Raw genomic sequence first — 23,392 nt, 5'->3', positions numbered from 1 at the left:
CGGTTACCGTCCCGGGCGGATCGTCAGGTCGTTGACCTCGGCGTCCCTGGGGAGGTCGAGGGCCGCCAGGAGGGCCGTGGCGACCGACTCCGGGTCGATCCAGCGGGCCGGGTCGTACTCCCTGCCCTCCTGGCTGTGCACCTTGACCTGCATGGGGCCGGCGGTGCGGCCGGGGTAGACGGAGGTGACGCGGACGCCGTGGGCGTGCTCCTCCTGGCGCAGGGAGTCCGCGAGGGCCTTCAGCCCGTGCTTGGAGGCGGCGTACGCGGACCAGTTGGCGGAGGCGTTCATCCCGGCCCCGGAGTTGACGAACACCACGTGTCCCTGGGCGGCGCGCAGTTGCGGCAGCAGCAGCCGGGTCAGCTCGGCGGGGGCGATCAGGTTGACGTTGAGCTGGTGGTGCCAGGTCCGGGGGGTGAGGTCCCCGACCGGGCCGAGGTCGACCACTCCGGCGATGTGCAGCAGGGAGTCGACGCGGTCGGGCGGCGACTGGTGGGACAGGGCCCAGGAGAGCCGGTCCGGGTCGGCCAGGTCCCCGACCAGGGTGGCGGCGCCGGGGAAGGCGGCGGCCAGTTCCCTGGCCCGGCCCGCGTCGCGGGCGTGCAGCACGAGGCCGTCGCCGCGCTCGTGCAGTCGGCGGGCCACGGCCGCGCCGATGCCCGAGCCCGCTCCGGTGATCACATGAGTAGCCATGGCCGCCATGCTCGCACCACCGGGGGGTCAGACCACGCCCCGGCTCTCCTCCAGGTGGGCGAGGGCGCCCACCGGCTCCTCGGCGAAGAACACGAGGTCGGTCAGGGGCCGGGGCAGGAAGCCCTCGTCCTCCATGCGGCGGAACTGCTCGCGGAGGCCGTCGTAGAAGCCCGCCGTGTTGAGCACGACGACCGGCTTGCCGGTGCGGCCGTGCTTCTTCAGCTCCAGGATCTCGGTCGCCTCGTCCAGGGTGCCGGTGCCGCCGACCATGACCACCACCGCGTCGGCCTTCTCCAGGAGCAGGCGCTTGCGCTCGCCGAGGTCCCCGGCGATCACCATCTCGTCGGCGTCCGCGCGGGCCCGGTCCGCGAGGAAGTCCACGGAGACGCCCAGCAGCCGCCCCCCGGCCTCCTGGACGCCGTCCGCGACCACCTTCATCAGCCCGACGTCGGAACCGCCCCAGACGAGGGTGTGGCCCCCCTTGCCGAGCAGGGTGGCGAACTCCCGCGCGGGACGGGTGTAGCGCTCGTCGAGGTCGGCGGCGGACAGGAAGACGCAGATGTTCATGGCCCCACGGTACGGCGCGGCCCGGGCGGGAAGAACGCGGCCTCCGGGCACGCTGTCCTGAAGGGGGCCGCCCATGTGACGGGGGCCACCGACCGAGGAGGACGATCGTGAGCGAGGGACACCGCATCACCGTCGGGCCCAGCGGACGGCACGTGCGCGTGGTGCGCGGCGGCCGGGTCCTGGCGGAGAGCGACGGGGCGCTGCTGCTGCGCGAGACGGGCTGCCCCGACCGGTACTACATCCCGGCCGGGGACGTGCGGCTCGATCTGCTGACCCCGTCGGGCACGCGGACGCACTGCCCGTTCAAGGGCGACGCGTCGTACTGGTCGCTGCCGGACGCGCCGGACCTGGCCTGGGCCTACCCGGAGCCGAAGCCGGAGGTGGCCGCGATCAGGGACCACCTGTGCTTCTACGACGTGGAGGTGTTCTGACCGGCGCGGCGGCGCCGCCGCAGGCGGCCCGGCCCGGCGCCCCCGGGGCGCGGGGCCCGGCCGCGGGTCAGGCGGCGCCGGCCGTGGCGCGCGTGGTGGAGGCGATGGTCGCCGAGCCCACCACCCGGCTGCCGTCGTAGAGGACGACGGCCTGGCCGGGGGCGACGCCGCGCACCGGCGCGGAGAAGGCGACCTCCAGGGTGCCGCCGACGACCTCGGCCCGGACCTCCGTCTCGCCGCCGTGGGCGCGGAGCTGGGCCGTGTAGGTGCCGGGGCCGGAGGGGGCCGCGCCGCACCAGCGGGGCCTGATCGCGGTGAGCGCGGTGACGTCCAGGGCCTCGGCCGGGCCCACCGTCACCCTGTTGTCCACCGGCGAGATGTCCAGCACGTACCGGGGCTTGCCGTCGGGGGCGGGGGTGCCGATGCGCAGGCCCTTGCGCTGGCCGATGGTGAAGCCGTAGGCGCCCTCGTGGGTGCCGAGCCGCTCCCCGGACTCGTCGACGATGTCGCCCTCGGCGCGGCCCAGGCGGCCGGCCAGGAAGCCCTGGGTGTCGCCGTCGGCGATGAAGCAGATGTCGTGCGAGTCGGGCTTCCGGGCGACGGCGAGCCCCCGCCGGGCGGCCTCCGCCCGGATCTCGTCCTTGGTGGTGACGGTGTCCCCGAGCGGGAACAGGGCGTGCGCGAGCTGCCGGTCGTCGAGCACACCGAGCACGTAGGACTGGTCCTTGGCCATGTCGGAGGCGCGGTGCAGCTCCCGGACGCCGTCCTCGCGCAGCACCACTCTGGCGTAGTGGCCGGTGCAGACGGCGTCGAAGCCGAGCGCGAGCGCCTTGTCGAGGAGCGCGGCGAACTTGATCTTCTCGTTGCAGCGCAGGCAGGGGTTGGGGGTGCGGCCGGCCTCGTACTCGGCGACGAAGTCCTCGACGACGTCCTCACGGAAGCGGTCGGCGAGGTCCCAGACGTAGAACGGGATGCCGATGACGTCGGCCGCGCGGCGGGCGTCCCGCGAGTCCTCGATGGTGCAGCAGCCCCGCGCGCCGGTGCGGAAGGACTGCGGGTTCGCGGAGAGGGCGAGATGGACGCCGGTCACGTCGTGCCCCGCCTCGGCCGCGCGGGCGGCGGCGACGGCGGAGTCGACCCCGCCCGACATGGCGGCGAGGACGCGGAGGGGGCGGGCGGGCCGCGGGGTGTCAGTCATAGCCCCTCCAGGGTACGGGGAAAGGGAACCGGGACCCTCGGATATCCGTTCTCCCGGGTATGGGGGAAAAGAGCGGATCGGGCGGGGCCGGCGGCCGGGAGCGGCACATCGGCCGGCGGGCGCTGTTGTTCGGCGGTACGGCGGTCGCCGTGGGCGGCGCGGCGCTGTGGTGGCGCGGGCCCGGGGAGCGGACGCCGCGGGTGCCGGGGGCGGTGGACTACGCGGGGGCCCGCTGGGTGGCCGCCTCGGAGGCGAACTGGCGGCGCGCGGACCGACCCGGCGACTACCGGATCGACCGGGTCGTCGTCCATGTCACCCAGGGCAGTCTGGCGAGCGCGGTGCGGGCCTTCCAGGACCCGGGCCACCGGGCGGCGGCCCACTACGTGGTGGGGCGCGACGGGCGGGTCACCCAGATGATCCGCGAGCTGGACGTGGCCTACCACGCGGGGAACAGGGAGTACAACGAGCGCAGTGTGGGCATCGAGCACGAGGGGTTCGTGGACCGCCCGCAGGACTTCACGGACGCCATGTACGCGGCCTCGGCCGAGCTGACCGCGGGGATCTGCGCCCGCTACGGGATACCCGTCGACCGCGCGCACATCATCGGGCACGCGGAGGTGCCGGGCGCCGACCACACCGACCCCGGGCCGCACTGGGACTGGGACCGGTACCTGCGGCTGGTGCGGCGCGCCCGCGCCTCGGTCCCGACGCCGGGCACCGGGACGGGCTCGCCGGGGACTGCGGTCGCGGGCGGCTGACGCCCCGGCGGGCCGGAGCCGCCCGGCGCGGGCGGGGTCCGGCGAGCCCCCGGTTCAGCTCAGGCCGGCCGCGCGGGCCCGCTCCACCGCCGGGCCGATGGCCTTGGCGACGGCCTCCACGTCGTCCGCCGTGGAGGTGTGGCCGAGGGAGAACCGCAGGGTGCCGCGGGCCAGTTCGGGGTCGGTGCCGGTGGCCAGCAGGACGTGGCTGGGCTGCGCGACCCCGGCGGTGCAGGCGGAGCCGGTGGAGCACTCGATGCCCTGGGCGTCGAGCAGCAGGAGCAGGGAGTCGCCCTCGCAGCCCGGGAAGGTGAAGTGGGCGTTGGCCGGGAGCCGGCGCACCGGGTCGCCGCCGAGCAGGGCGTCGGGCACCGCGTCGAGCACCGCCTCGGCCAGCCGGTCGCGCAATGCGCCGACCTCGCGGGCGAACCGGGGCTGCCGGGCGGCGGCGTGCCGGGCGGCGACCGCGAAGGAGGCGACGGCGGGGACGTCGAGGGTGCCGGAGCGGACGTGGCGCTCCTGGCCGCCGCCGTGCAGCACGGGCACGGGGCTGTGCTCGCGGCCCAGGACCAGGGCGCCGATGCCGTAGGGTCCGCCGATCTTGTGGCCGGAGACGGACATCGCGGCCAGTCCGGAGGCGCCGAAGTCCACCGGGAGCTGGCCCACCGCCTGGATCGCGTCGGCGTGCAGCGGGACGCCGAACTCGGCGGCCACGTCGGCCAGTTCGCGGACCGGCATGATGGTGCCGATCTCGTTGTTGGCCCACATCACGGTGACGAGGGCCACATCGCCGGGGTCGCGGGCGAGGGCCTCGCGCAGGGCCTCGGGGTGGACGGCGCCGTACGCGTCGACGGGCAGGTACTCGACGGTGGCGCCCTCGTGCTCGCCGAGCCAGTGGACGGCGTCGAGGACGGCGTGGTGTTCGACGGGGCTGGCCAGCACCCTGGTCCGGGCCGGGTCGGCGGCGCGGCGGGCCCAGTACAGGCCCTTGACGGCGAGGTTGTCGGCCTCGGTGCCGCCGGAGGTGAGGACGACCTCGCTGGGGCGGGCGCCGAGGGCCTCGGCGAGGGTCTCGCGGGCCTCCTCCACGGTGCGCCGGGCGCGGCGGCCGGACGCGTGGAGGGAGGAGGCGTTTCCGGTGACACCCAGGTGTGCGGCGAGTGCCTCGATCGCCTCGGGAAGCATCGGGGTGGTCGCGGCGTGGTCGAGGTAAGCCATGGTGCCCCCGATTCTACGGGGCGCCCCCGCACGCCCCCGGGCCGAGGGCGCCCCCGGGGCCGGACCCGACGGACACGGCCGTGCCCGGACCACACCCTCCGGCCCGGGCACGGGGTGGCGGGGCGGCCCGACACCGGGAGGGGCCGGGGCGGCGGGAAGGGGCCGGGGACCGACGGGAGCCAAGGCCGGGCACGGCGGCACGGGGCCGGGCGAGGCTCGGCCCCGGCCACGGGGTCCCGGGTCCCGGGCCCCGCGTCGCTGCCGTCAGGCCAGGCGGACGCGGGCCAGCTGGCGGGACTGGGCGACCAGCCGGTCCGCGCTGTCCCAGACCTCGGCGTCCTCCTCCAGGAAGCCCCCGGCGAGGTTGCGCGTGGTGACGGCGATCCGCAGCGGGCCGGGCGCCGGGCGGCAGCGCACGTGCGCGGTCAGCTCGACGGTGGGCACCCAGCCCTTGAGCCCCAGCTCGAACGCGGTGGGCGGCAGCGCGTCCACCGCGAGCAGCAGCGAGAGCGGGTCGGCGTCGCGGCCGTCGGCCAGTCCGAACCAGGAGCGCATCTCCCCCTTGCCGGAGGGCTGTCCGAGCGCCCAGCCCAGGGTGGCCGGGTCCAGCTTGAGCATCAGCCGGTCGGTGATGGCCGAGCTGCCCTCGACGGGGGCGGGGCCGTCCTCGGGGCCGAAGCACCGCTCCATGGGCGGCAGCACGGGCGGCCGCGCGGCGGTGCGGACGTCGTCGGGCAGGGTGCCCAGGTCGCCGTAGGAGGCGAGGACGCGGATGCGTTCGACCTCGGCGCCCTCGTCGTCGTACTGGAGGAGGGACGCCTGGCCGGTGGAGAGGGAGCGCCCGGTGCGGACGGTCTTGGTGCGGATCACGGCGGGGCCGGGCCGCGAGGCGGTGAGGTAGTGCGCCGTGATGGTGAACGGGTCCGGGTGCGGCAGGGCGTCGCCGAGGGCGCGGCCCAGGACGGCCAGGAGATAGCCGCCGTTGACGGCGCTGATGATCGTCCAGCCGGCGGAGAGGTCGATGCCGTAGACGCCCGGGGCATGTCGGACGACGGCGGTGTCACGGTCGAACTCGCTGTCGCCGATGGTGGCCCGGGTGACCGGCGCGGAGGCTGCTTCTGGCATGACGGCAACCGTACCCCAGGGATCTACTAAGCGGTAGCTTTGGCCCGAAAGGGACGCCTCGCCCCGGAGCCGGAACCGCCGGGAGCCGGGAGCCGGAGCGGGAGCCGCCGGGAGCCGGGGCCGGGACCGCCGGGCTCTCACTCGCCCTCCACCGCCGTCGAGCGCCGGTTCCAGGCGCGCGGGGCCCGCCAGTGGTAGCGCAGGGCGAGCAGCCGCAGTACGAAGGCGGTGACCACGGCGAGGCCGCCGGTGACGGGGGTCAGGGCGTCCTGACGGATGCACAGGGCGACCATGGCGGAGCCGACGACGGCCGGGACGGCGTACAGGTCGCGGTCCCAGCGCAGCAGCGAGGGCACCTCGTTGGCGAGCACGTCGCGCAGCACGCCGCCGCCGACGGCCGTGGCGAGCCCCAGACAGGCGGAGGCGGTCAGGCCGAGCCCGTAGTCGTACGCCTTGGTGGTGCCGGCGACGCAGAACAGGCCGAGACCGGCCGCGTCGAAGATGTTCACACCGGTCTGCAGGCGCTCGACGTGCGGGTGCAGGAAAAAGACCAGCACCGTGGCGAGGAGCGGGGTGACGAAGTACCCCAGGTCCGTGAAGGCCGCGGGCGGGACGGCGCCGATGACGAGGTCCCGGAACAGCCCGCCGCCCAGTGCGGTGACCTCGGCGAGGACGGCGATGCCGAACACGTCGAAGTTCTTGCGGACGGCCAGCAGCGCGCCGGAGATGGCGAAGACGAAGATCCCGATCAGATCGAGCGTGTGCTGGACGGTGGGACTGAAGAGTTGCTGGTACACCCTGACATTCTTACCCGACAGCGAACCCCCGCCTTGTAAACGAAGGCGGGGGCTCGCTGGACGGGCAGGTTACTTCTTGTCGCCGGTCACTTCCTGCCGCCGGGGGATTCCCCGGACTCCCCGGACTCCGCGGAGTCCCCGGAGCCCGCCGGGGCCGCGCCCTGCTCCGGCGCCGGGGACTCCCCGGCCGCCGGGGGCTCCCCGGCCGGTCCGGCGCCCCCGGCCGGCTCCGCCGCCGCGCCGCCGACCTCCGCGGCGACCGCCGCCGAGGTCGCCGCGGACTCGGCGAGCGCCTTCTCCGGGACCGTCTCCGCCGCCGCCCTGGCGTCGGAGAGCAGGACGACGTCCTGCGGCGCCTGGTCCGCGAAGTTCTCCGGGTGGTGGCAGGCGACCCGCTGCCCCGGCCGCAGCTCCTTCAGCGGCGGCTCGGTGGTCGCGCAGATCTGCGTGGCCTTCCAGCACCGGGTGTGGAAACGGCAGCCGCTGGGCGGCGCGATCGGCGAGGGCACGTCGCCGCGGAGCAGGATGCGCTCGCTCCTGGCGCCCCGGCGCTTCGGGTCCGGCACCGGCACGGCCGACATCAGGGCCTTGGTGTACGGGTGCATCGGCGCCTCGTACAGCGAGGTGCGGTCCGCCAGTTCGACGATCTTGCCCAGGTACATCACCGCGATCCGGTCCGAGACGTGCCGGACGACGGACAGGTCGTGCGCGATGATCACGTACGTCAGGCCCAGTTCCTGCTGGAGGTCGTCCATCAGGTTGACGACCTGGGCCTGGATGGAGACGTCCAGCGCGGAGACCGGCTCGTCCGCGACCACCAGCTTCGGCTTCAGGGCCAGCGCGCGGGCGATGCCGATGCGCTGGCGCTGGCCGCCGGAGAACTCGTGCGGGTAGCGGTTGAAGTGCTCCGGGCTCAGGCCCACCAGCTCCAGGAGCCGCTGGACCTCCTTCTTCACCCCGCCCTCGGGCTCCACGCCCTGGAGGCGGAACGGTGCCGAGACGATGCCGCCGATGGTGTGGCGCGGGTTCAGCGAGCCGTACGGGTCCTGGAAGATCATCTGGATGTCCCGCCGCAGCGGGCGCATCCCAGCCGTGTTCAGCCGTGTGATGTCCTGGCCCTCGAAGTGGATCGAGCCGCCGGTCGGGTCCTGGAGCCGGGTGATGACCCGGCCCATGGTCGACTTGCCGCAGCCCGACTCGCCGACCACGCCGAGGGTCTCGCCCTTGCGCACCTCGAAGTCGATGCCGTCGACAGCCTTGACCGCGCCGACCTGCCGCCGCAGGACGCCCTTGCGGATCGGGAAGTGCTTCTGCAGGCCCTCGACCCTGAGCAGCACCTCGCGCTCCCCGGGAGCCGCCGCCTGCGCCGGGACCTTCGTCCCGTCCGTCTTCTTCGTCTCACTCACAGCTTCGGCACAATCTCTTCGGTCCAGATCCGCGTGCGGTCCTCCGGCGAGAGGTGGCAGGCGGAGTAGTGTCCGCTGCCGACCTGCTGGAGCTCCGGGCGCACGGTACGGGTGACATTGCCCTTGGGGAGGTCGGCGTACGGGCAGCGCGGGTGGAAGGCGCAGCCCGAGGGGACGTTGATGAGGCTCGGCGGCTGGCCCTTGACCGGGATGAGCCGTTCGGAGGTCTCGCGGTCGATGCGGGGCATCGAGCCGAGCAGGCCCCAGGTGTAGGGGTGCTGGGGGCGCTCGAAGACGTCGTCGACCGAACCGCGCTCCACGCACCGGCCGCCGTACATCACGAGGACGTCGTCGGCGATCTCGGCCACCACGCCGAGGTCGTGGGTGATGAGCACGACGGCGGAGCCGAACTCCTTCTGCAGATCGCGGACGAGGTCGAGGATCTGCGCCTGGACGGTCACGTCGAGGGCGGTCGTCGGCTCGTCGGCGATGAGCAGTTCGGGGTTGTTGACCAGGGCCATGGCGATCATCGCGCGCTGGCGCATGCCGCCGGAGAACTCGTGCGGGTAGCTGTCGACACGCTTGCCGGGCTCGGGGATGCCGACCCGGTCGAGCATCTCGACCGCCCGCTTGCGCGCCGCCTTGCGGCTGACGGCGTGGTGGACCCGGTACGCCTCGACGATCTGGCTGCCCACCGAGTAGTACGGGTGCATCGCGGACAGCGGGTCCTGGAAGATCATCGCCATCTCGCGCCCGCGCAGCCGGCGCACCTCGTCCGGCTCGGCGGAGACCAGTTCCTTGCCGTCGAGCCAGATCTCGCCGGACATCCGGACGTTCTTGCCGCGGGGACCGAGGCGGTGCAGGCCCATGATGGCCAGCGAGGTGACCGACTTGCCCGAGCCCGACTCGCCGACGATGCAGAGGGTCTTGCCCTTCTCCACCTGGAAGCTGAGCCCGTCGACGGACTTGACCAGGCCGTCGTCGGTCGGGAAGTGCACCTTGAGGTCGCGGACCGTGAGGAACGCGTCGGGCGCGTTCGCGGGGGTGCCCGCGGCGGACGCGGTCCTGGAGAGTTCGGTCACGAGAGCCTCACCCGGGGGTCGGCGGCGGCGTACAACAGGTCCACCAGGAGGTTGGCGAAGACGACGAAGAAGGCGGCGAGCAGGGTGACGCCGAGGATCGGCGGCAGGTCGTTGTCGGTGATGCCCTGCACCGCGTACTGGCCGATGCCCGGCAGTGAGAACACCGTCTCGGTGATCACCGCACCGCCGAGCAGCAGGCCGAGGTCCATGCCGAAGACGGTGATGATCGGCGTCAGGGCGGCCCGCAGGCCGTGCCGGGTGACGACGGTGCGCTCGCGCAGGCCCTTGGCGCGGGCCGTGCGGATGAAGTCCTCGTTCATCGTCTCCAGCATCCCCGAGCGGGTGAGCCGCGCGTAGATGGCGGAGTACAGCAGGGCGAGCGAACACCAGGCCGGGAAGAGCGTGTTGGCCCATTGGCCCGGATTCTCGGTGAACGCCACATAGGTGCGTCCGAAGATGGGCCACTGGAAGGTGAACAGCAGCAGCGCCAGGTTGCCGGTGAAGAACATCGGCAGCGAGACACCGGCCAGCGCGACGCCCATGAAGGTGCGGTCGAAGACGCTGCGGGGCTTGAGCGCCGAGATGACACCGATCAGGACACCGGAGAGCAGCCAGAGCACGGCGGCGCCGCCGGCCAGGGAGAGCGTCACCGGGAGCCGGGAGGTGAGCTGCGGCCACACCTCGACGTGGTTCTTGAAGGAGTAGCCGAAGCACGGAGCGTCGCAGCGCGCCGTCGTGGGGCCCAGGTTGTAGGTGGCGCCGCTGACGATCCCCTTGATGAAGTGCCAGTACTGGACGTAGAGGGGCTGGTCCAGGCCGAGGTTCTGCTTGACCGCGGCGATGTCGGCCTTCGTCGGACTCTTTCCGATGTACTGCTGGGCGAGCTGGTCGGCGCTCTGGCCGACGAGCCGCGGCAGCAGGAAGAAGATCGCGAAGGTGACCGCGGTGACGACCAGCAGCAGGATCACTGCCGCGAACGTCCGACGGAGGATGTACGAGATCACGGGGACCGGCGCTGGTGCCCGCGGGCCGCGAAGCCCGCGGGCACCAATGCCTTCACCTGCCTTCCGGGGCTACTTCTTGGTCGTGCCGATGTTGAGGTAGTCGTACTGACCGCTGAAGGCCGCCGTGGACACCAGGTTGGTGAAGGTGGTCGGGCGGTACAGCAGGACCTTGAAGTAGGTCAGCGGGACGAGCGCGGCCTGCTCCATCGCGCGCTTGTCGATCTCGGCGTAGAGCGAGTTGCGCTCGGTCTCGTCCTCGGTGGCGATGGCCTTGCCGAGCAGCTCGTTGATCTGCTTGTCGTCGATGTACGACAGGTTGGTGTTGCCCGAGGTGCCGATCGCGCCGCCGTTCAGGATCTGCTGCAGGAAGCCGTAGCCGGAGGGCCAGTCGGCACCCCACTGCATCAGGTGCAGACCGATGTTCTGCTTCTTGGTGAACGTGGGCACACCGGCGTAGTCGGTGAAGTACTTGCCCGACGGGTACTGCTTCAGGCTGGCGTTGATGCCGACCTTCTTCAGCGAGGCGATGATCGCGGTGGCCGCGTCGATCTCCTGCGGGCGGTCGCTGCGGGCGGAGATGTTGGTGGTGATGGTCTTCTTGCCGCAGGCCTCGAGCTGCTCCTTGGCCTTGGCCACGTCGCCCTTGTTGCCCTCGGTGGCGTAGACGTCCGCCTTGCCGTAGCCGACGACGTCCGGCGGCAGGACGGTGGTGGCGACCTCACCGCGGATCGGGCCGCCGAGGGCCGTCTGCACGGAGACCTTGTCGATGGCGTACTCGACGGCCTTGCGGCACTCGACCTTGTCGAACGGGGCGACCTGGTTGTTGATCGCCATGTAGACCAGACGGCCACCGTAGGTGTTGTCCGTGTTGGCCTTCAGCTTGGCGTCGTTGACGACCTTGGCCTGCGTCGCGGCCTGGACGCCGGTGCCGCCGAAGTCGATGGCGGTGCCGGACTGCACGTCCTGGTCGATCGTCTCGGCGTTGACCTTGAGCTTGACGACGATCTTGTCCGGGTACTGCTTGCGCAGCGGGTCGGTCTTCGGGTCCCAGTTCTCGTTGCGGACGAGGACGACCTGCTTGCCCTCCTCGTAGCTCTGGAACTTGTAGGAGCCGGACGACACGATGTTCTTGACGTAGTCGATGCCGGTGTCCTTGGCCTGCGGCACCGGCGCCGTCTGCGGCGTCGCGACCAGGTAGTCGAACTCCTGGAACGGGCGGTCGAGGTGGAAGACGACGGTGGTGTCGTCCGGCGTCTCGATCGCCTTCAGGCCCTCGGGGCTCTTGTCCTTGTACGGGCCCTTGTACTTGGCGCCGTCCTTGAGGAACTGCTGGAAGTAGTTCGGGCCCAGGGAGATCACGTCACGCGCGAAGTTGGAGCGCTCGACGGCGTACTTGACGTCCTTCGAGGTGATCGGCGTGCCGTCCTGGTACTTCAGGCCCGCACGCAGCTTGTACGTCCAGGTCTTGCCGCCGTCGCTCGGCTGGCCCTTGCTCTCGGCCAGGTCGGGGACGAGGTTGTTGCCCTTCTCGCCCGGACCGGGCGCGAAGGTCATCAGCGGACGGGCGTAGAGCCGGCTGAAGTTGTACATGTACGCGTAGTACGTGTTGCCGGGGTCGAAGGAGTCCGGCACGTCCGAGTACTCGTACGTGACCGTCCCGCCCTTCTGGGTGGAGGCGTTGACGACGCTCGTGGTCGCTGCGTTGGCCTCAGCCGACGTGTTGCCCTTGTTCTCCGAGTTGTCGTCGGCCTTGCTGCACGCCGAGAGCAGCAAGCTCGCACTGCCGACGGCCGCGATAGCGGCCAGCGTTGACCTTCGCATGATGGTCTGCTTCCCCTCCATTGGTGGTAAATCTGTAGGACTCTCTGCGCAGGCGCCGCTCAGCGGCTGCGCGGGTCGAGAGCGTCACGGAGACCGTCGCCGAGCAGGTTGAACGCCAGGACGGTCACGAAGATGGCAAGACCGGGAACGATCATGAACTGGGGATCGACCTGGTAGAAGTCGACCGCCTGGTTCAGCATGCCGCCCCACGAGGCCTGCGGCGGCTGGATGCCCACGCCGAGGAAGCTCAGGGACGCCTCGAAGAGGATGTTGGTCGGGATCAGCAGCGTCGAGTAGACGATGATCGGACCCACGAGGTTCGGCAGCAGCTCCCGGAAGAGGATGTACGGGCCCTTGGCCCCCATCCCCCGGGAGGCGTCGACGAACTCGCGCTCCCTCAGGGCCAGTGTCTGGCCCCGGACGATGCGGCCCAGATAGGGCCAGTTGAAGAAGCCGATGACGAAGACCAGCACCACGATGTGGAGCGGCAGTCCCTCCAGCCCGAAGGCACCGCCCTGCAGCGTCGCCGAGATGGCGATGGCGAACAGCAGGAGGGGGAAGGCGAGGAAGGTGTCCATCAGCCGGCTGATGATCGTGTCGACGCGTCCGCCGTAGTAACCGGCGACCACGCCGAGGACGGCGCCGATGGTGTTCGACAGGATCGTGGCGCCGAAGGCGACGACCAGCGAGACCCAGGAGCCCTCCAGGATACGGGTGGCGATGTCCCGCCCGAACTTCGGCTCCACACCGAGCGGGTGCTCCATGCTCATGCCGCCGAAGTCGCCCTTCGGCAGCGAGGTGTTGGGGTCGATCAGGTCCTGGTTGAGGGCGTTGGGGTCCAGGCCGAACATCGCCTGGATGGGACGGGACAGGATCGCGATGAGGACCAGCAGGATCACCACGACCCCGCCGGCGACGGCGACCTTGTCCTTCTTGAAGCGGGACCAGGCGATCTGGCCCAGGGAACGGCCCTCGATCTGCCCCTTATCGGCGCCGACCAGGACAGCCTCGGGCTGTGCCTCGGCTTGCGCCCCGGTGGTCTCGATCGGTGCGGTCACAGTGACCCGACCCCTCTCGCCGGTGGTGACCGGCCTTTGCCCGCCGTTGTCGGCGACTTGTTCCGTTTGCTTGCTGCCCGGCGGACGCGGTGTGACTCGGCCGTCCGCCGTCCGGCCTCCGGCGCACCTCATGGGCGCTCACTCACCGGACCGGCGGCCTTCCCCCGTGGAGGGGAGTCTTCAACGCCCCGGCGATCACGCGCCAGATCTGACGGGGAAAGTATGCGCAACCGTGACGCCGACCGCTGAGTTCCGTTATCCGAACGGCAGACAACTCATGCCGGACAGTGGCCTGTCCATCATGTCCGGTGAAATCAGGACAGAGCCCCTCGCCCCCCGAAAGCCTCGATCCCGGACACAGTGGCACAGGGGCGCGGAGCCCGTGCGGGGACCCCATCTCTTCACCCGGCCGACCGTACTCGCCGGTACCTTACGCGTCCGCGCAGGCCACGGGGCGGGGACGCGGGGCGGGCCCGTCGCGGGCGGGGGGCGGCGCCGGGCTCCGGACGGCCGGGAGGGCGGGGTGCCGGGGGCGCTCGGGGCGGGTGGCGGACGCGTGGCGGGCGCGCTCCGGGCGGGTGACGGGCTCCGGAGGCCGCGGGTGACCGCGGATGCCGGGGCGGCCCGGTGGGTTCCGCGCCGGGGGATGCCGGGTGGTGCCGGGCCGGCGGGGCGCCGGGCATGGAAGCGCGGGCGGGACCGGGGATTCGGACTCGGGACCGGGGCTCGGGACCGGGGCTCGGGTCAGTACGCGCCGCGCGGCGGGTAACCGTAGCCGGGGCCCGGGGCGGGCGCGTGGGCCTCGCGGTCGTAGAACGGACGGGCGTTGGCCCGCAGCCACATGGCGACCGGGTCGTGCGCGTCGGTCATGGCGACGGTGGAGACCGGCAGCCCCTCCGGGACCGCGCCCACCGACTGCTGCATCATGCCGCGCACCGCGTCCACGGCGGGCGGGGAGACGTCGTACACGTCCAGGCCGATGGCCAGGTACGGGGAGCCCAGGGCCGGCTGCACCCAGGCCCGGCGCAGGGCGCGGACGGCGGGGGTGCGGTGGGCGTTGCGCGCGAGCAGGGCGTAGAACTGGGGGATCTCGATGGCCGGGTCGGACAGGCTCAGCGGACCGGCGGGCTGACGGTCCAGTCCGGAGGCGATCCGGCGCAGATCGAGCCAGGGCACGCCGAGGCCGCCGCCGGGGGCGTGCGGGTTGAGCCAGAGGCCGAAGTGGTCCGGGTACAGGGAGCGGGCCACCTCCAGGACGTCGACGACCTCGTACGACCGGTTCCAGCCGCTGGCGGACAGCTCCTGGGCGGAGGTGACGCAGGGCGCGTAGCCGTGTCCGTCGACCTCCATGTTCCCGTACTGGGCGTCGGGGGAACCGGCCTGGCCGTGCCACAGCAGCATCCAGACCTGGCCGGACGTGGGGGCGGCGAGCGCGCGCAGAAGGGCCTCGTAGGCGTCGTAGCCCCCGGGCGTGACCTGGCGCAGCATGTGCTCGACCTGCCCGGTCGCGGTGCCGCTGGCGCTCACGTGTATCGCCCCTTCGAGAAGTTCCCCGGTAGTGCGACCAGCTTACGGCTCCCCGCGCAAGGGGAGCCCGAGTCCCGGCAGAGGTCTTTTCCGGTCAACGGTCCTGCTGGTAGAAGGGCCGCACCCGGTCGCGGAGCCAGTCGCAGACCGGGTCCTGGGCGGCCTCCAGGAGGACCAGGTTGACCGGCCACGGCGCCGGGGCGCGGCCGAGCGCGCGGCCGAGCGCGTCGAGGGGCCGGGTGGCGGCGTCGCCCTCCCAGTGGGCCAGTTCCACGCCGACGAACATGACCGGCTCGGCGGTCTCGACGGCGGCCAGGCAGCGGCGGGCGGTGCGGACCACGCCGGTGGCGTCGAACTCGGCGGAGGCGGCGGCCAGGAAGTCCACCGGGTCGTCCTGCCAGTCCGGTTCGAAGAGGCGGACCCGGCCGCCGGAGGCGGGGCCGTCCAGCGGGGTGAGGCCGGTCCGGCAGAGTTCGGCGACGGCGGCCGGGGGCAACGGGAGGCCGACGGCGCCGTCCGGGTTCACGGCGAGGCCGATCTGCGGGGGCAGGCCCCGGGCGAACTCGGCGGCGGGGGCGACGGTGTACCCCAGGTGGCCGCCGGTGGCGAGGCGGAGCTGCTCCTCGGAGCTGAAGACCGGGACGTAGGCCTGGCCGTCCAGCTCGACCGCGGGCAGGTCGAGGGCGCCGCTGTCCGGGCCGCCGCCGTTGGGCAGCGGTATCCAGAGGGAGCTGCGGCCGAGCACCTCCAGGAGCCGGGCCTCGGCGCCGGGCACGCCGAGGGAGGCGGACAACACCTCCTCCAGCTCGTTGCCGGGCCAGCCGCCGCCGGGCGGCCGGGACTGCTCCTGGGCCGGAATCTCCATCTGCCTACCGCCTGCCTCGTACCGCTCGTGTGCCGCCACAGGCTACCCGTCCGCACCGCCGGGCCCCAGGGGCCGACGGAATCGGGGCAACGGGCTTGCGGGCGGGGCCCGTCGGCCGTCACCGGGCGCCGGCGCGGGCCCGGCTCAGGCGGTGAAGGCGAGGGTGCGCAGGGCGGTGGCGGCGGGGCGGTCGAGGAGGGTGGCGGAGGCGCAGCCCGGGGGCGGTCCGCCGGCCAGGGAGCGCAGGAGGCGGGCGGTCGCCGCCCGGTGCCGGTGGAAGGCGTAGCGGGAGACGCCCCGGCCGCGGGCGCGCTGCCCGGCGAGGGCGGTGCCCGCGGCCACGTCGAGGACGACGAGGTGCAGGGCACCGCCCCGGCGGCGGGCCCAGCGGGCCAGCCAGCCGCGCACCCAGGGCTGGGTGCCGCAGTCGTGCACGACGACGCCCTCGCCGGAGCGCAGGGCGCGGCGCAGCCCGGCGTAGTGGGAGAGCCGGACCAGCGGGCGGTAGACGGCGTAGGGCAGGGCGCGCGGCACCCGGCGCTCCCAGCGGTCGCGGGCGTCCTGGGAGTCGATCCGCCGCCCCCGGACGGCGCGGCGCATCAGTGTGGACTTGCCGCTGCCGGGCAGCCCGGCGACCACGACCACGTCCCGGGGCCCGAAGCGGAGGGTGAACGGGGCGGGACGGCCGCCGGTGCGGAGGTCCCGGACGCGGGACGGGGCGGACGGCGGAGCGGGCGGGCGCGGGGCCGGGGTGGCGGCCGGGGTGCCCTCCGTCGGGACGGACGGGAGGGGAGCGCTCGGGTCCGGCGCGGGCGGGCCCGCCACGGCGGCCGGGGGCGCGGGCGGGCGCGGGGCCGGGGTGTCCCCCAGGGGGACGGACGGGAGGGGGACACGCGCGTCCCGCGCGGGCGGGGGCCTGCGGTCCGCGGCGCGGCGCGCTCCGGCGGCGTCTAACGGCCGGGGCGCGGGACCCGTGGCTTCCGGGGGGCCGCCGGGTTGGGGGTGCGGGGTTCCGGGGACGCCGGGGGTTCCAGGGGCTCCAGGTGTTCCGGGGACGCCCGGGGTTCCGGGAGCACCTGGGGTTGCGGGGACGCCCAGGGGCGCGGGCGTCGCCGCGGCGTCCGCTTCCGGTCGGCGCCCGGCACCCCCCTCGCGGGCGCCGGGCGGTTCCGCCCCGCCCGCGCCACCGGCTCCGTCCGCGCCGCCCCCGGGCGCGGCCCCCGGACCTCCGTGGCCGGCCCCCGGGGCACCGGGGCCCTTACCCCCGGGCCCCGGGAACGCCGGGTGCTCGCCCGCCGCCCCCGCCCCGTCCTCCCCGGGGCGCGCTCCCCCGCCGCTCCCTCTCTCCCCGCCGGCCGCGCCGCCGTCCGCGCGGGGCTTCGGCGGCAGCGCGGTGCCGGAGGTCGTGGCGCACGCCGTGGGCCTGTTCACCGTGGTCGTCCTCCCCCTGGGGCGTTTCACGCGTCCCCCTACCCCGCCGAGTGTAAAGAGAAGGTAATGCGGCAGTCTCGCGTTTCCGTGCGCGCGGTGCCACAGGTCGGTTACGGATCACGGTCTGCCACCAGTGCGCCCGGCGTGCGATGATGGCGACGCCAACTGCATACCGGCCGTTTGAATCCGCGCGGGAGAGTCCCCGGCCGTCGCCGGGGCGCCGAAGGAGCAAGTCCCTCCCTTGAATCTCTCAGGCACCGTTACCGCGCGGGCGAGGCACATCTGAAAAGCGGGCCGCCCCGGCGGCCCCACCCAAGGTGCAAGCCCTGATCGCCGCGTTCCGGTGGTCCCGGCGAACCTCTCAGGTTCCGATGACAGATGGGGAGGACCACCTCGCCCGTGCCGTCCTGTACCTGGGAGACGACCGATGAGCAGTACCGAACTCCGCCGCACCGCGCTCGATGCCACGCATCGCGCGCTGGGCGCCACGATGACCGACTTCGCGGGCTGGGACATGCCCCTGCGCTACGGCTCCGAGCGCGACGAGCACATCGCGGTGCGCACCAGGGCCGGCCTGTTCGACCTCTCCCACATGGGTGAGATCGCGGTCACCGGCCCGCAGGCGGCGGCCCTCCTGGACCACGCCCTGGTCGGCAACATCAGCAGCGTGAAGCCGGGCCGCGCCCGCTACACGATGATCTGCCGCGAGGACGGCGGCATCCTGGACGACCTGATCGTCTACCGCCTGGGCGGGACCGACTACCTGGTCGTCGCCAACGCCTCCAACGCCGGGGCCGTGCTGGAGGCCCTCACCGCCCGCGCCGCCGGCTTCGACGCCGAGGTCCGCGACGACGGCGACGCCCACGCGCTGCTCGCCGTGCAGGGCCCCGAGTCCGCGGGCATCCTGGGCGGCCTCACCGACGCCGACCTGGACGGCCTGAAGTACTACGCCGGGCTCCCCGGCACCGTCGCCGGCGTCCCCGCGCTGATCGCCCGCACCGGCTACACCGGCGAGGACGGCTTCGAGCTGTTCGTGCGGCCGGAGCACGCCGCGCGGGTGTGGGAGGCGCTCACCGAGGCCGGGAAGGACGCCGGACTCGTCCCCTGCGGGCTGTCCTGCCGCGACACGCTCCGCCTGGAGGCGGGCATGCCGCTGTACGGCCACGAGCTGAGCACCGCGCTGACCCCCTTCGACGCCGGGCTCGGCCGGGTGGTCAAGTTCGAGAAGGAGGGCGACTTCGTCGGGCGCGCCGCGCTGGCCGAGGCCGCCGAGCGGGCGGCCGCCGAGCCGCCCCGGGTCCTGGTCGGCCTGGTCGCCGAGGGCCGCCGGGTCCCGCGCGCCGGGTACGCGGTCGTCGTCGGCGGCGAGACCGTCGGCGAGGTCACCTCCGGCGCGCCGTCCCCGACGCTGGGCCGGCCGATCGCCATGGCGTACGTCGACGCGGCGCACGCGGCCCCGGGCACGCCCGGCGTCGGCGTGGACATCCGGGGCACCCACGAGCCGTACGAGGTCGTGGCGCTCCCGTTCTACCAGCGTCAGAAGTAGCCACCCGCCGGCCCGCGGCGGGCACCCCGGGCGTGCGGTCCGCCGCCCGCCGTGCCCGCGCGCGCCCGCGCCGCCCGGGGACATACCCGGTCGGGTCACCCCGTTCACCAGCACTCTTCCGCGTACAGGAGAATTCAGGCCATGAGCAACCCCCAGCAGCTTCGCTACAGCAAGGAGCACGAGTGGCTGTCGGCCGCCGAGGACGGCGTCTCGACGGTCGGCATCACGGAGCACGCGGCCAACGCGCTCGGTGACGTCGTGTTCGTCCAGCTCCCGGCGGTCGGCGACTCGGTGACCGCGGGCGAGACCTGCGGCGAGCTGGAGTCGACCAAGTCCGTCTCCGACCTGTACTCCCCCGTCTCCGGTGAGATCACCGAGATCAACGAGGACGTCGTCGGCGACCCCTCGCTGGTGAACTCGGCCCCCTTCGAGGGCGGCTGGCTGTTCAAGGTGCGCGTCACGGACGAGCCGGGCGACCTGCTCTCCGCCGACGAGTACGCCGCGTTCGCGGGCGCCTGACCGGTCCCGAGGTCCTGAGAGGTCACCCACGCATGTCGCTTCTGAACACCCCCCTGCACGAGCTGGACCCCGACGTCGCGGCGGCCGTCGACGCCGAGCTGCGCCGCCAGCAGTCCACCCTGGAGATGATCGCCTCCGAGAACTTCGCCCCGGTCGCGGTGATGGAGGCCCAGGGGTCGGTCCTGACCAACAAGTACGCCGAGGGCTACCCCGGCCGCCGCTACTACGGCGGCTGCGAGCACGTCGACGTGGTCGAGCAGATCGCCATCGACCGGGTCAAGGAGCTGTTCGGCGCCGAGCACGCCAACGTGCAGCCGCACTCCGGCGCCCAGGCCAACGCCGCCGCGATGTTCGCCCTGCTCAAGCCGGGCGACACCATCATGGGCCTGAACCTCGCCCACGGCGGGCACCTGACCCACGGCATGAAGATCAACTTCTCCGGCAAGCTCTACGACGTCGTCGCCTACCACGTCGGCGACGACGGCCGGGTCGACATGGCCGAGGTGGAGCGGCTGGCCGAGGAGCACCGGCCGAAGCTGATCGTCGCCGGCTGGTCGGCCTACCCCCGGCAGCTCGACTTCGCGGCGTTCCGCAAGGTCGCGGACGCGGTCGGCGCGTACCTCATGGTCGACATGGCGCACTTCGCCGGTCTGGTCGCGGCCGGGCTGCACCCCAGCCCGGTGCCGCACGCCCATGTGGTCACCACCACCACCCACAAGACGCTGGGCGGCCCGCGCGGCGGTGTGATCCTCTCCACGGCCGAGCTGGCCAAGAAGATCAACTCCGCCGTCTTCCCCGGTCAGCAGGGCGGTCCGCTGGAGCACGTGGTGGCCGCCAAGGCCGTCGCGTTCAAGGTCGCCGCGAGCGAGGAGTTCCGGGACCGCCAGCGCCGTACGCTGGAGGGTGCCCGCATCCTGGCCGAGCGCCTGGTGCGGGACGACGCGCGGGCGGCCGGCGTCTCCGTGCTGAGCGGGGGCACGGACGTGCACCTGGTCCTGGTGGACCTGCGCGACTCGGAGCTGGACGGCCAACAGGCCGAGGACCGCCTCCACGAGGTGGGCATCACCGTCAACCGCAACGCCGTCCCGAACGACCCCCGCCCGCCGATGGTCACCTCGGGCCTGCGCATCGGCACCCCGGCCCTGGCGACCCGCGGCTTCACCGCCGAGGACTTCGCCGAGGTCGCCGACGTGATCGCGGAGGCCCTCAAGCCGTCCTGCGACGTGACGGCGCTGAAGGCCCGGGTCACCGCCCTGGCCGACAAGCACCCGCTCTACCCCGGGCTGAGCGGCTGACCACCGCCGCACAGCACACGGCGCGGGGCGCCGGGCCCGTCACGAGCGGGCCCGGCGCCCCGTGCCCTCCCCTCCGCACCACCCCCGCTTCAGAGGAGTCCCCGTGGCCATCTCGGTCTTCGACCTGTTCTCGATCGGCATCGGCCCGTCGAGCTCCCACACGGTCGGCCCGATGCGGGCGGCCCGCATGTTCGCCCGGCGGCTGCGCAACGAGGGGCTGCTGGGCTCCGTCACCACCGTCCGCGCCGAGTTGTACGGCTCGCTCGGCGCCACCGGCCACGGACACGGCACGCCCAAGGCGGTACTGCTCGGGCTGGAGGGCGAGTCGCCGCGCACCGTGGACGTGGAGCGGGCCGACGAGCGGGTCGACGCGATCCGCGACTCGGGGCGCCTGCGGCTCCTGGGCGAGCGCGCCATCGCCTTCTCCTACGACGACGACATGGTGCTGCACCGCCGCAAGGCCCTGCCCTACCACGCCAACGGCATGACGATGCGGGCGTACGGCGCCGGGGGCGAGGAGGTCCTCGCCAAGACCTACTACTCGGTCGGCGGCGGCTTCGTCGTCGACGAGGACGCGGTCGGCGCGGACCGGATCAAGCTCGACGACACCGTGCTCAAGCACCCCTTCCGCACCGGTGACGAACTGCTGCGGCGCGCCGGGGAGACCGGGCTGTCGATCTCCGCGCTGATGCTGGAGAACGAGCGGGCCTGGCGCGACGAGGACGAGATCCGCGAGGGCCTGCTGGAGATCTGGCGCGTGATGCGGGAGTGCGTGGCGCGCGGCATGTCCCGCGAGGGCATCCTGCCGGGCGGCCTCAAGGTCCGCCGCCGCGCCGCGACCACCGCGCGCAAGCTGCGCTCCGAGGGCGACCCGCAGGCCCTGGCGATGGAGTGGATCACCCTCTACGCGATGGCCGTGAACGAGGAGAACGCGGCCGGCGGCCGGGTCGTCACCGCCCCCACCAACGGCGCCGCCGGGATCATCCCCGCCGTCCTGCACTACTACGTCAACTTCGTGCCCGGCGCCGACGAGGACGGCGTGGTCCGCTTCCTGCTGGCGGCCGGCGCGATCGGCATGCTGTTCAAGGAGAACGCCTCCATCTCCGGCGCCGAGGTCGGCTGCCAGGGCGAGGTGGGCTCCGCCTGCTCGATGGCGGCGGGCGCGCTGGCGGAGGTGCTGGGCGGCTCGCCGGAGCAGGTGGAGAACGCGGCCGAGATCGGCATGGAGCACAACCTCGGCCTGACCTGCGACCCGGTCGGCGGCCTGGTACAGATCCCGTGCATCGAGCGCAACGGCATGGCCGCCGTCAAGGCGGTCACCGCGGCCCGCATGGCGATGCGCGGCGACGGCTCGCACAAGGTGTCCCTGGACAAGGTCATCAAGACGATGAAGGAGACGGGCGCGGACATGTCCGTCAAGTACAAGGAGACCGCGCGGGGCGGGCTGGCGGTGAACATCATCGAGTGCTGAGCGCGGGGTGACGGGCGGGTCCGGCCGCGTGGTGCGCGCCGATGCCCTCCCGGGCGGGACGGGGTGGCGTGCACGTGGCCGCGGCTGCGGCTGCGGCTCCGGCTCCGGCTCCGGCTCCGGCTCCGGCTCCGGCTCCGGCGGGCACGGTGGTCACGGCGTCGCCGTGTGCACGCCACTGCCGTCCTCGCGCGCGGGGCCGAATCCTTCTCGTGGCGAGGGTCCTTGGGTTCGGGGGCCGGGGTTCGGGGGCCGGGGTCCGGGCGGGGTGTCAGACGGCCGGGAGGGCGTGGAGGCGGCGGCCGTGCAGTGCGGCGAGCCGCTCGCCCTCGCTCGCCACGTACCAGCGCTGGAGGTCACCGGACCCGTCGTTGTACGTCCAGCGCAGTTCGCCCGTCGCGGCGTCGAAGGCGTGGACCCCGCCGTCGTCGTCCAGTTGGCTCGCCCCGTACACCGTGTCGCCGACCTTCGTGAACTGCCAGGCGTAGGCCGCCCTCTCCAGCAGGTCCCGGTTGTGCCAGAGCGTCTTCCCGGACTCCGGGTCCACCGCCCGCATGCCGCGCAGCCGGTCGGAGACGTAGAGCACGCCGTCGAGGACCTGCGGGCCGTTGAAGAAGGTGTGGTCCCCGGAGTCGAGCGACCAGCGCTCCGCGCCGTCGGCCAGGGCCAGCGCGCGCAGCCGCCGTCCGTCGGCCACGATCACCAGGCCCTTGTGGACGGCGAACTGCTCCCAGTTGGCGTTCCCGATCTTCTTCGTCCACACCTGGCGGCCGGTGGCGGTGTCGCGGACGGTGACGTTCTTGCGGAAGTCCGTGTAGACGAGGCGGTCCCCGGCCACCCGGGCGGTGATGCCGTGCTCCTCGGTCCCCGCGTCGCGCCGCTCGCGCCAGGCCACCTTGCCCGAGGCGGTGTCGATCGCCGCGATCACGTTGTTCGGCGTCGAGAAGTCCTTCTCCAGGATGCCCGCCAGGACGTAGACATGGCGGTCGTCGGCGGCCGTGGGGCGCGGCTGGGCGTACTCGTCGCCGATCGCGCTGCGCCAGGTCTCCTTGCCCGTCGCCGGGTCGAGGCCGACCACGTCGCCGTCGTACTCCGCACTGGCCAGGTACAACGTCCCGCCACCGATGAGGAGTTGGGCCCCGGGAGTGGTGACGCCCCTGCGGGACCACTTCTCGCGTCCGCTGACGAGGTCACGGGCGACGAGCGGATCGCCGGCCACCAGGACGAGGCCGCCGCCGACCGCGAGGGCGCCGTTGCCGCTCAGGGTGGTGTTCGCGGTGTCGGCCGACCACAGCGGCTTCGGGGCTCCGCCGGGCGGTGGGGTGGTGGCGGGATCGACGTCCTTCGCGCCGCCGGGGGTCGCGCCGCCCCCGGCGGTTCCCGGGTCGTCCTCCGGCGAGCAGCCCCAGGCGCCCGCGCCCAGCAGGGCGAGGCCCAGTCCGGTACCGGCCAGCCGGAGCGCCCGCCGTCGCGAGACCGTCCCTGCGTCGTGTGCGCCCATGTCGTCCCCTGCCCCGTTCCGTGTGCGGTCGTCGGCGCCCCCGGTGGGCGCCGTGCCGCGCTCACGCTAACCGCCGGTTTTC

Annotated in this window: 21 protein-coding genes and 2 riboswitches; of the genes, 6 read left to right on the top strand and 15 right to left on the bottom strand. The window is 73.4% G+C overall.

All coding sequences use genetic code 11. The features are described from left to right. Positions 1-3: 3 nt before the first annotated feature. The gene (locus ACZ7LB_RS19190; RefSeq protein ID WP_471469624.1) at positions 4-702 is read right to left on the bottom strand and encodes an SDR family oxidoreductase; all 699 of its coding nucleotides are present in this window, start codon (positions 700-702) and stop codon (positions 4-6) included. Between the two features lie 18 nt (positions 703-720). Beyond that, positions 721-1,260 (bottom strand): LOG family protein, encoded by a 540-nt coding sequence (locus tag ACZ7LB_RS19185; RefSeq protein WP_471469622.1) that lies wholly within the window; start codon positions 1,258-1,260, stop codon positions 721-723. A gap of 107 nt (positions 1,261-1,367) precedes the next feature. Here ACZ7LB_RS19185 and ACZ7LB_RS19180 point away from each other — a divergent pair, with 107 nt between their 5' ends. Then, positions 1,368-1,691, top strand: a complete 324-nt coding sequence (locus ACZ7LB_RS19180; RefSeq protein WP_471469620.1) for a DUF427 domain-containing protein — start codon at positions 1,368-1,370, stop codon at positions 1,689-1,691. A 67-nt stretch (positions 1,692-1,758) separates the two neighbouring features. On the opposite strand, the gene mnmA is transcribed toward ACZ7LB_RS19180, so the two are convergent. Next, positions 1,759-2,889 carry a tRNA 2-thiouridine(34) synthase MnmA gene (gene mnmA / locus ACZ7LB_RS19175; protein WP_471469618.1) on the bottom strand — a complete coding sequence of 377 codons (1,131 nt, stop codon included), beginning with the start codon at positions 2,887-2,889 and terminating at the stop codon, positions 1,759-1,761. A gap of 59 nt (positions 2,890-2,948) precedes the next feature. Here mnmA and ACZ7LB_RS19170 point away from each other — a divergent pair, with 59 nt between their 5' ends. Beyond that, positions 2,949-3,647 (top strand): N-acetylmuramoyl-L-alanine amidase, encoded by a 699-nt coding sequence (locus tag ACZ7LB_RS19170; RefSeq protein WP_471469616.1) that lies wholly within the window; start codon positions 2,949-2,951, stop codon positions 3,645-3,647. Positions 3,648-3,701: 54 nt separating this feature from the next. Here the strand turns inward: ACZ7LB_RS19170 and ACZ7LB_RS19165 are convergent, their stop codons facing one another. From ACZ7LB_RS19165 to ACZ7LB_RS19115, 11 genes are all read right to left on the bottom strand, one after another. Continuing rightward, complete coding sequence (locus tag ACZ7LB_RS19165) at positions 3,702-4,865, bottom strand: cysteine desulfurase family protein (protein WP_471469614.1); 1,164 nt, start codon at positions 4,863-4,865, stop codon at positions 3,702-3,704. 264 nt (positions 4,866-5,129) lie between these two features. Continuing rightward, complete coding sequence (locus ACZ7LB_RS19160) at positions 5,130-5,990, bottom strand: thioesterase family protein (RefSeq protein WP_471469613.1); 861 nt, start codon at positions 5,988-5,990, stop codon at positions 5,130-5,132. 137 nt (positions 5,991-6,127) lie between these two features. After that, positions 6,128-6,787 carry a trimeric intracellular cation channel family protein gene (locus ACZ7LB_RS19155; protein WP_471469611.1) on the bottom strand — a complete coding sequence of 220 codons (660 nt, stop codon included), beginning with the start codon at positions 6,785-6,787 and terminating at the stop codon, positions 6,128-6,130. Between the two features lie 86 nt (positions 6,788-6,873). After that, complete coding sequence (locus ACZ7LB_RS19150) at positions 6,874-8,193, bottom strand: ABC transporter ATP-binding protein (RefSeq protein WP_471469609.1); 1,320 nt, start codon at positions 8,191-8,193, stop codon at positions 6,874-6,876. After that, entirely contained in the window at positions 8,190-9,275 is a 1,086-nt protein-coding gene (locus ACZ7LB_RS19145) for an ABC transporter ATP-binding protein (protein WP_471469607.1), read from the bottom strand. The genes ACZ7LB_RS19150 and ACZ7LB_RS19145 overlap by 4 nt, the downstream gene beginning before the upstream one ends. Further along, positions 9,272-10,279, bottom strand: coding sequence for an ABC transporter permease (locus tag ACZ7LB_RS19140; RefSeq protein ID WP_161224756.1), 1,008 nt, complete (start codon positions 10,277-10,279; stop codon positions 9,272-9,274). The genes ACZ7LB_RS19145 and ACZ7LB_RS19140 overlap by 4 nt, the downstream gene beginning before the upstream one ends. Before the next feature lie 69 nt (positions 10,280-10,348). Next, on the bottom strand, positions 10,349-12,100 hold the full coding sequence (locus ACZ7LB_RS19135) for an ABC transporter substrate-binding protein (protein WP_471469605.1): 1,752 nt from the start codon (positions 12,098-12,100) through the stop codon (positions 10,349-10,351). 59 nt (positions 12,101-12,159) lie between these two features. Beyond that, entirely contained in the window at positions 12,160-13,158 is a 999-nt protein-coding gene (locus ACZ7LB_RS19130; RefSeq protein ID WP_471469603.1) for an ABC transporter permease, read from the bottom strand. A 744-nt stretch (positions 13,159-13,902) separates the two neighbouring features. Continuing rightward, positions 13,903-14,685, bottom strand: coding sequence for an enhanced serine sensitivity protein SseB C-terminal domain-containing protein (locus ACZ7LB_RS19125; RefSeq protein WP_471469601.1), 783 nt, complete (start codon positions 14,683-14,685; stop codon positions 13,903-13,905). A 94-nt stretch (positions 14,686-14,779) separates the two neighbouring features. Continuing rightward, entirely contained in the window at positions 14,780-15,550 is a 771-nt protein-coding gene (locus ACZ7LB_RS19120; RefSeq protein ID WP_471469600.1) for an enhanced serine sensitivity protein SseB, read from the bottom strand. Positions 15,551-15,694: 144 nt separating this feature from the next. Then, on the bottom strand, positions 15,695-16,375 hold the full coding sequence (locus ACZ7LB_RS19115; protein WP_471469599.1) for an AAA family ATPase: 681 nt from the start codon (positions 16,373-16,375) through the stop codon (positions 15,695-15,697). A gap of 787 nt (positions 16,376-17,162) precedes the next feature. Beyond that, positions 17,163-17,257, top strand: a riboswitch (glycine riboswitch). Next, positions 17,258-17,369, top strand: a riboswitch (glycine riboswitch). A 39-nt stretch (positions 17,370-17,408) separates the two neighbouring features. Here ACZ7LB_RS19115 and gcvT point away from each other — a divergent pair. From gcvT to ACZ7LB_RS19095, 4 genes are all read left to right on the top strand, one after another. Then, positions 17,409-18,527, top strand: a complete 1,119-nt coding sequence (gene gcvT, locus ACZ7LB_RS19110; protein ID WP_471469598.1) for a glycine cleavage system aminomethyltransferase GcvT — start codon at positions 17,409-17,411, stop codon at positions 18,525-18,527. 141 nt (positions 18,528-18,668) lie between these two features. Next, on the top strand, positions 18,669-19,046 hold the full coding sequence (gene gcvH, locus ACZ7LB_RS19105) for a glycine cleavage system protein GcvH (protein ID WP_471469597.1): 378 nt from the start codon (positions 18,669-18,671) through the stop codon (positions 19,044-19,046). Positions 19,047-19,078: 32 nt separating this feature from the next. Next, entirely contained in the window at positions 19,079-20,341 is a 1,263-nt protein-coding gene (glyA, locus tag ACZ7LB_RS19100; RefSeq protein WP_471469595.1) for a serine hydroxymethyltransferase, read from the top strand. Between the two features lie 103 nt (positions 20,342-20,444). Further along, positions 20,445-21,812, top strand: coding sequence for an L-serine ammonia-lyase (locus ACZ7LB_RS19095; protein ID WP_471469593.1), 1,368 nt, complete (start codon positions 20,445-20,447; stop codon positions 21,810-21,812). A gap of 268 nt (positions 21,813-22,080) precedes the next feature. Here the strand turns inward: ACZ7LB_RS19095 and ACZ7LB_RS19090 are convergent, their stop codons facing one another. Next, positions 22,081-23,310, bottom strand: coding sequence for an outer membrane protein assembly factor BamB family protein (locus ACZ7LB_RS19090; protein WP_471469591.1), 1,230 nt, complete (start codon positions 23,308-23,310; stop codon positions 22,081-22,083). Between the last annotated feature and the right edge of the window lie 82 nt (positions 23,311-23,392).

Source organism: Streptomyces sp. NPDC107521, from assembly GCF_055598485.1.
This window is presented reverse-complemented; position numbering and strand designations above follow the sequence as displayed.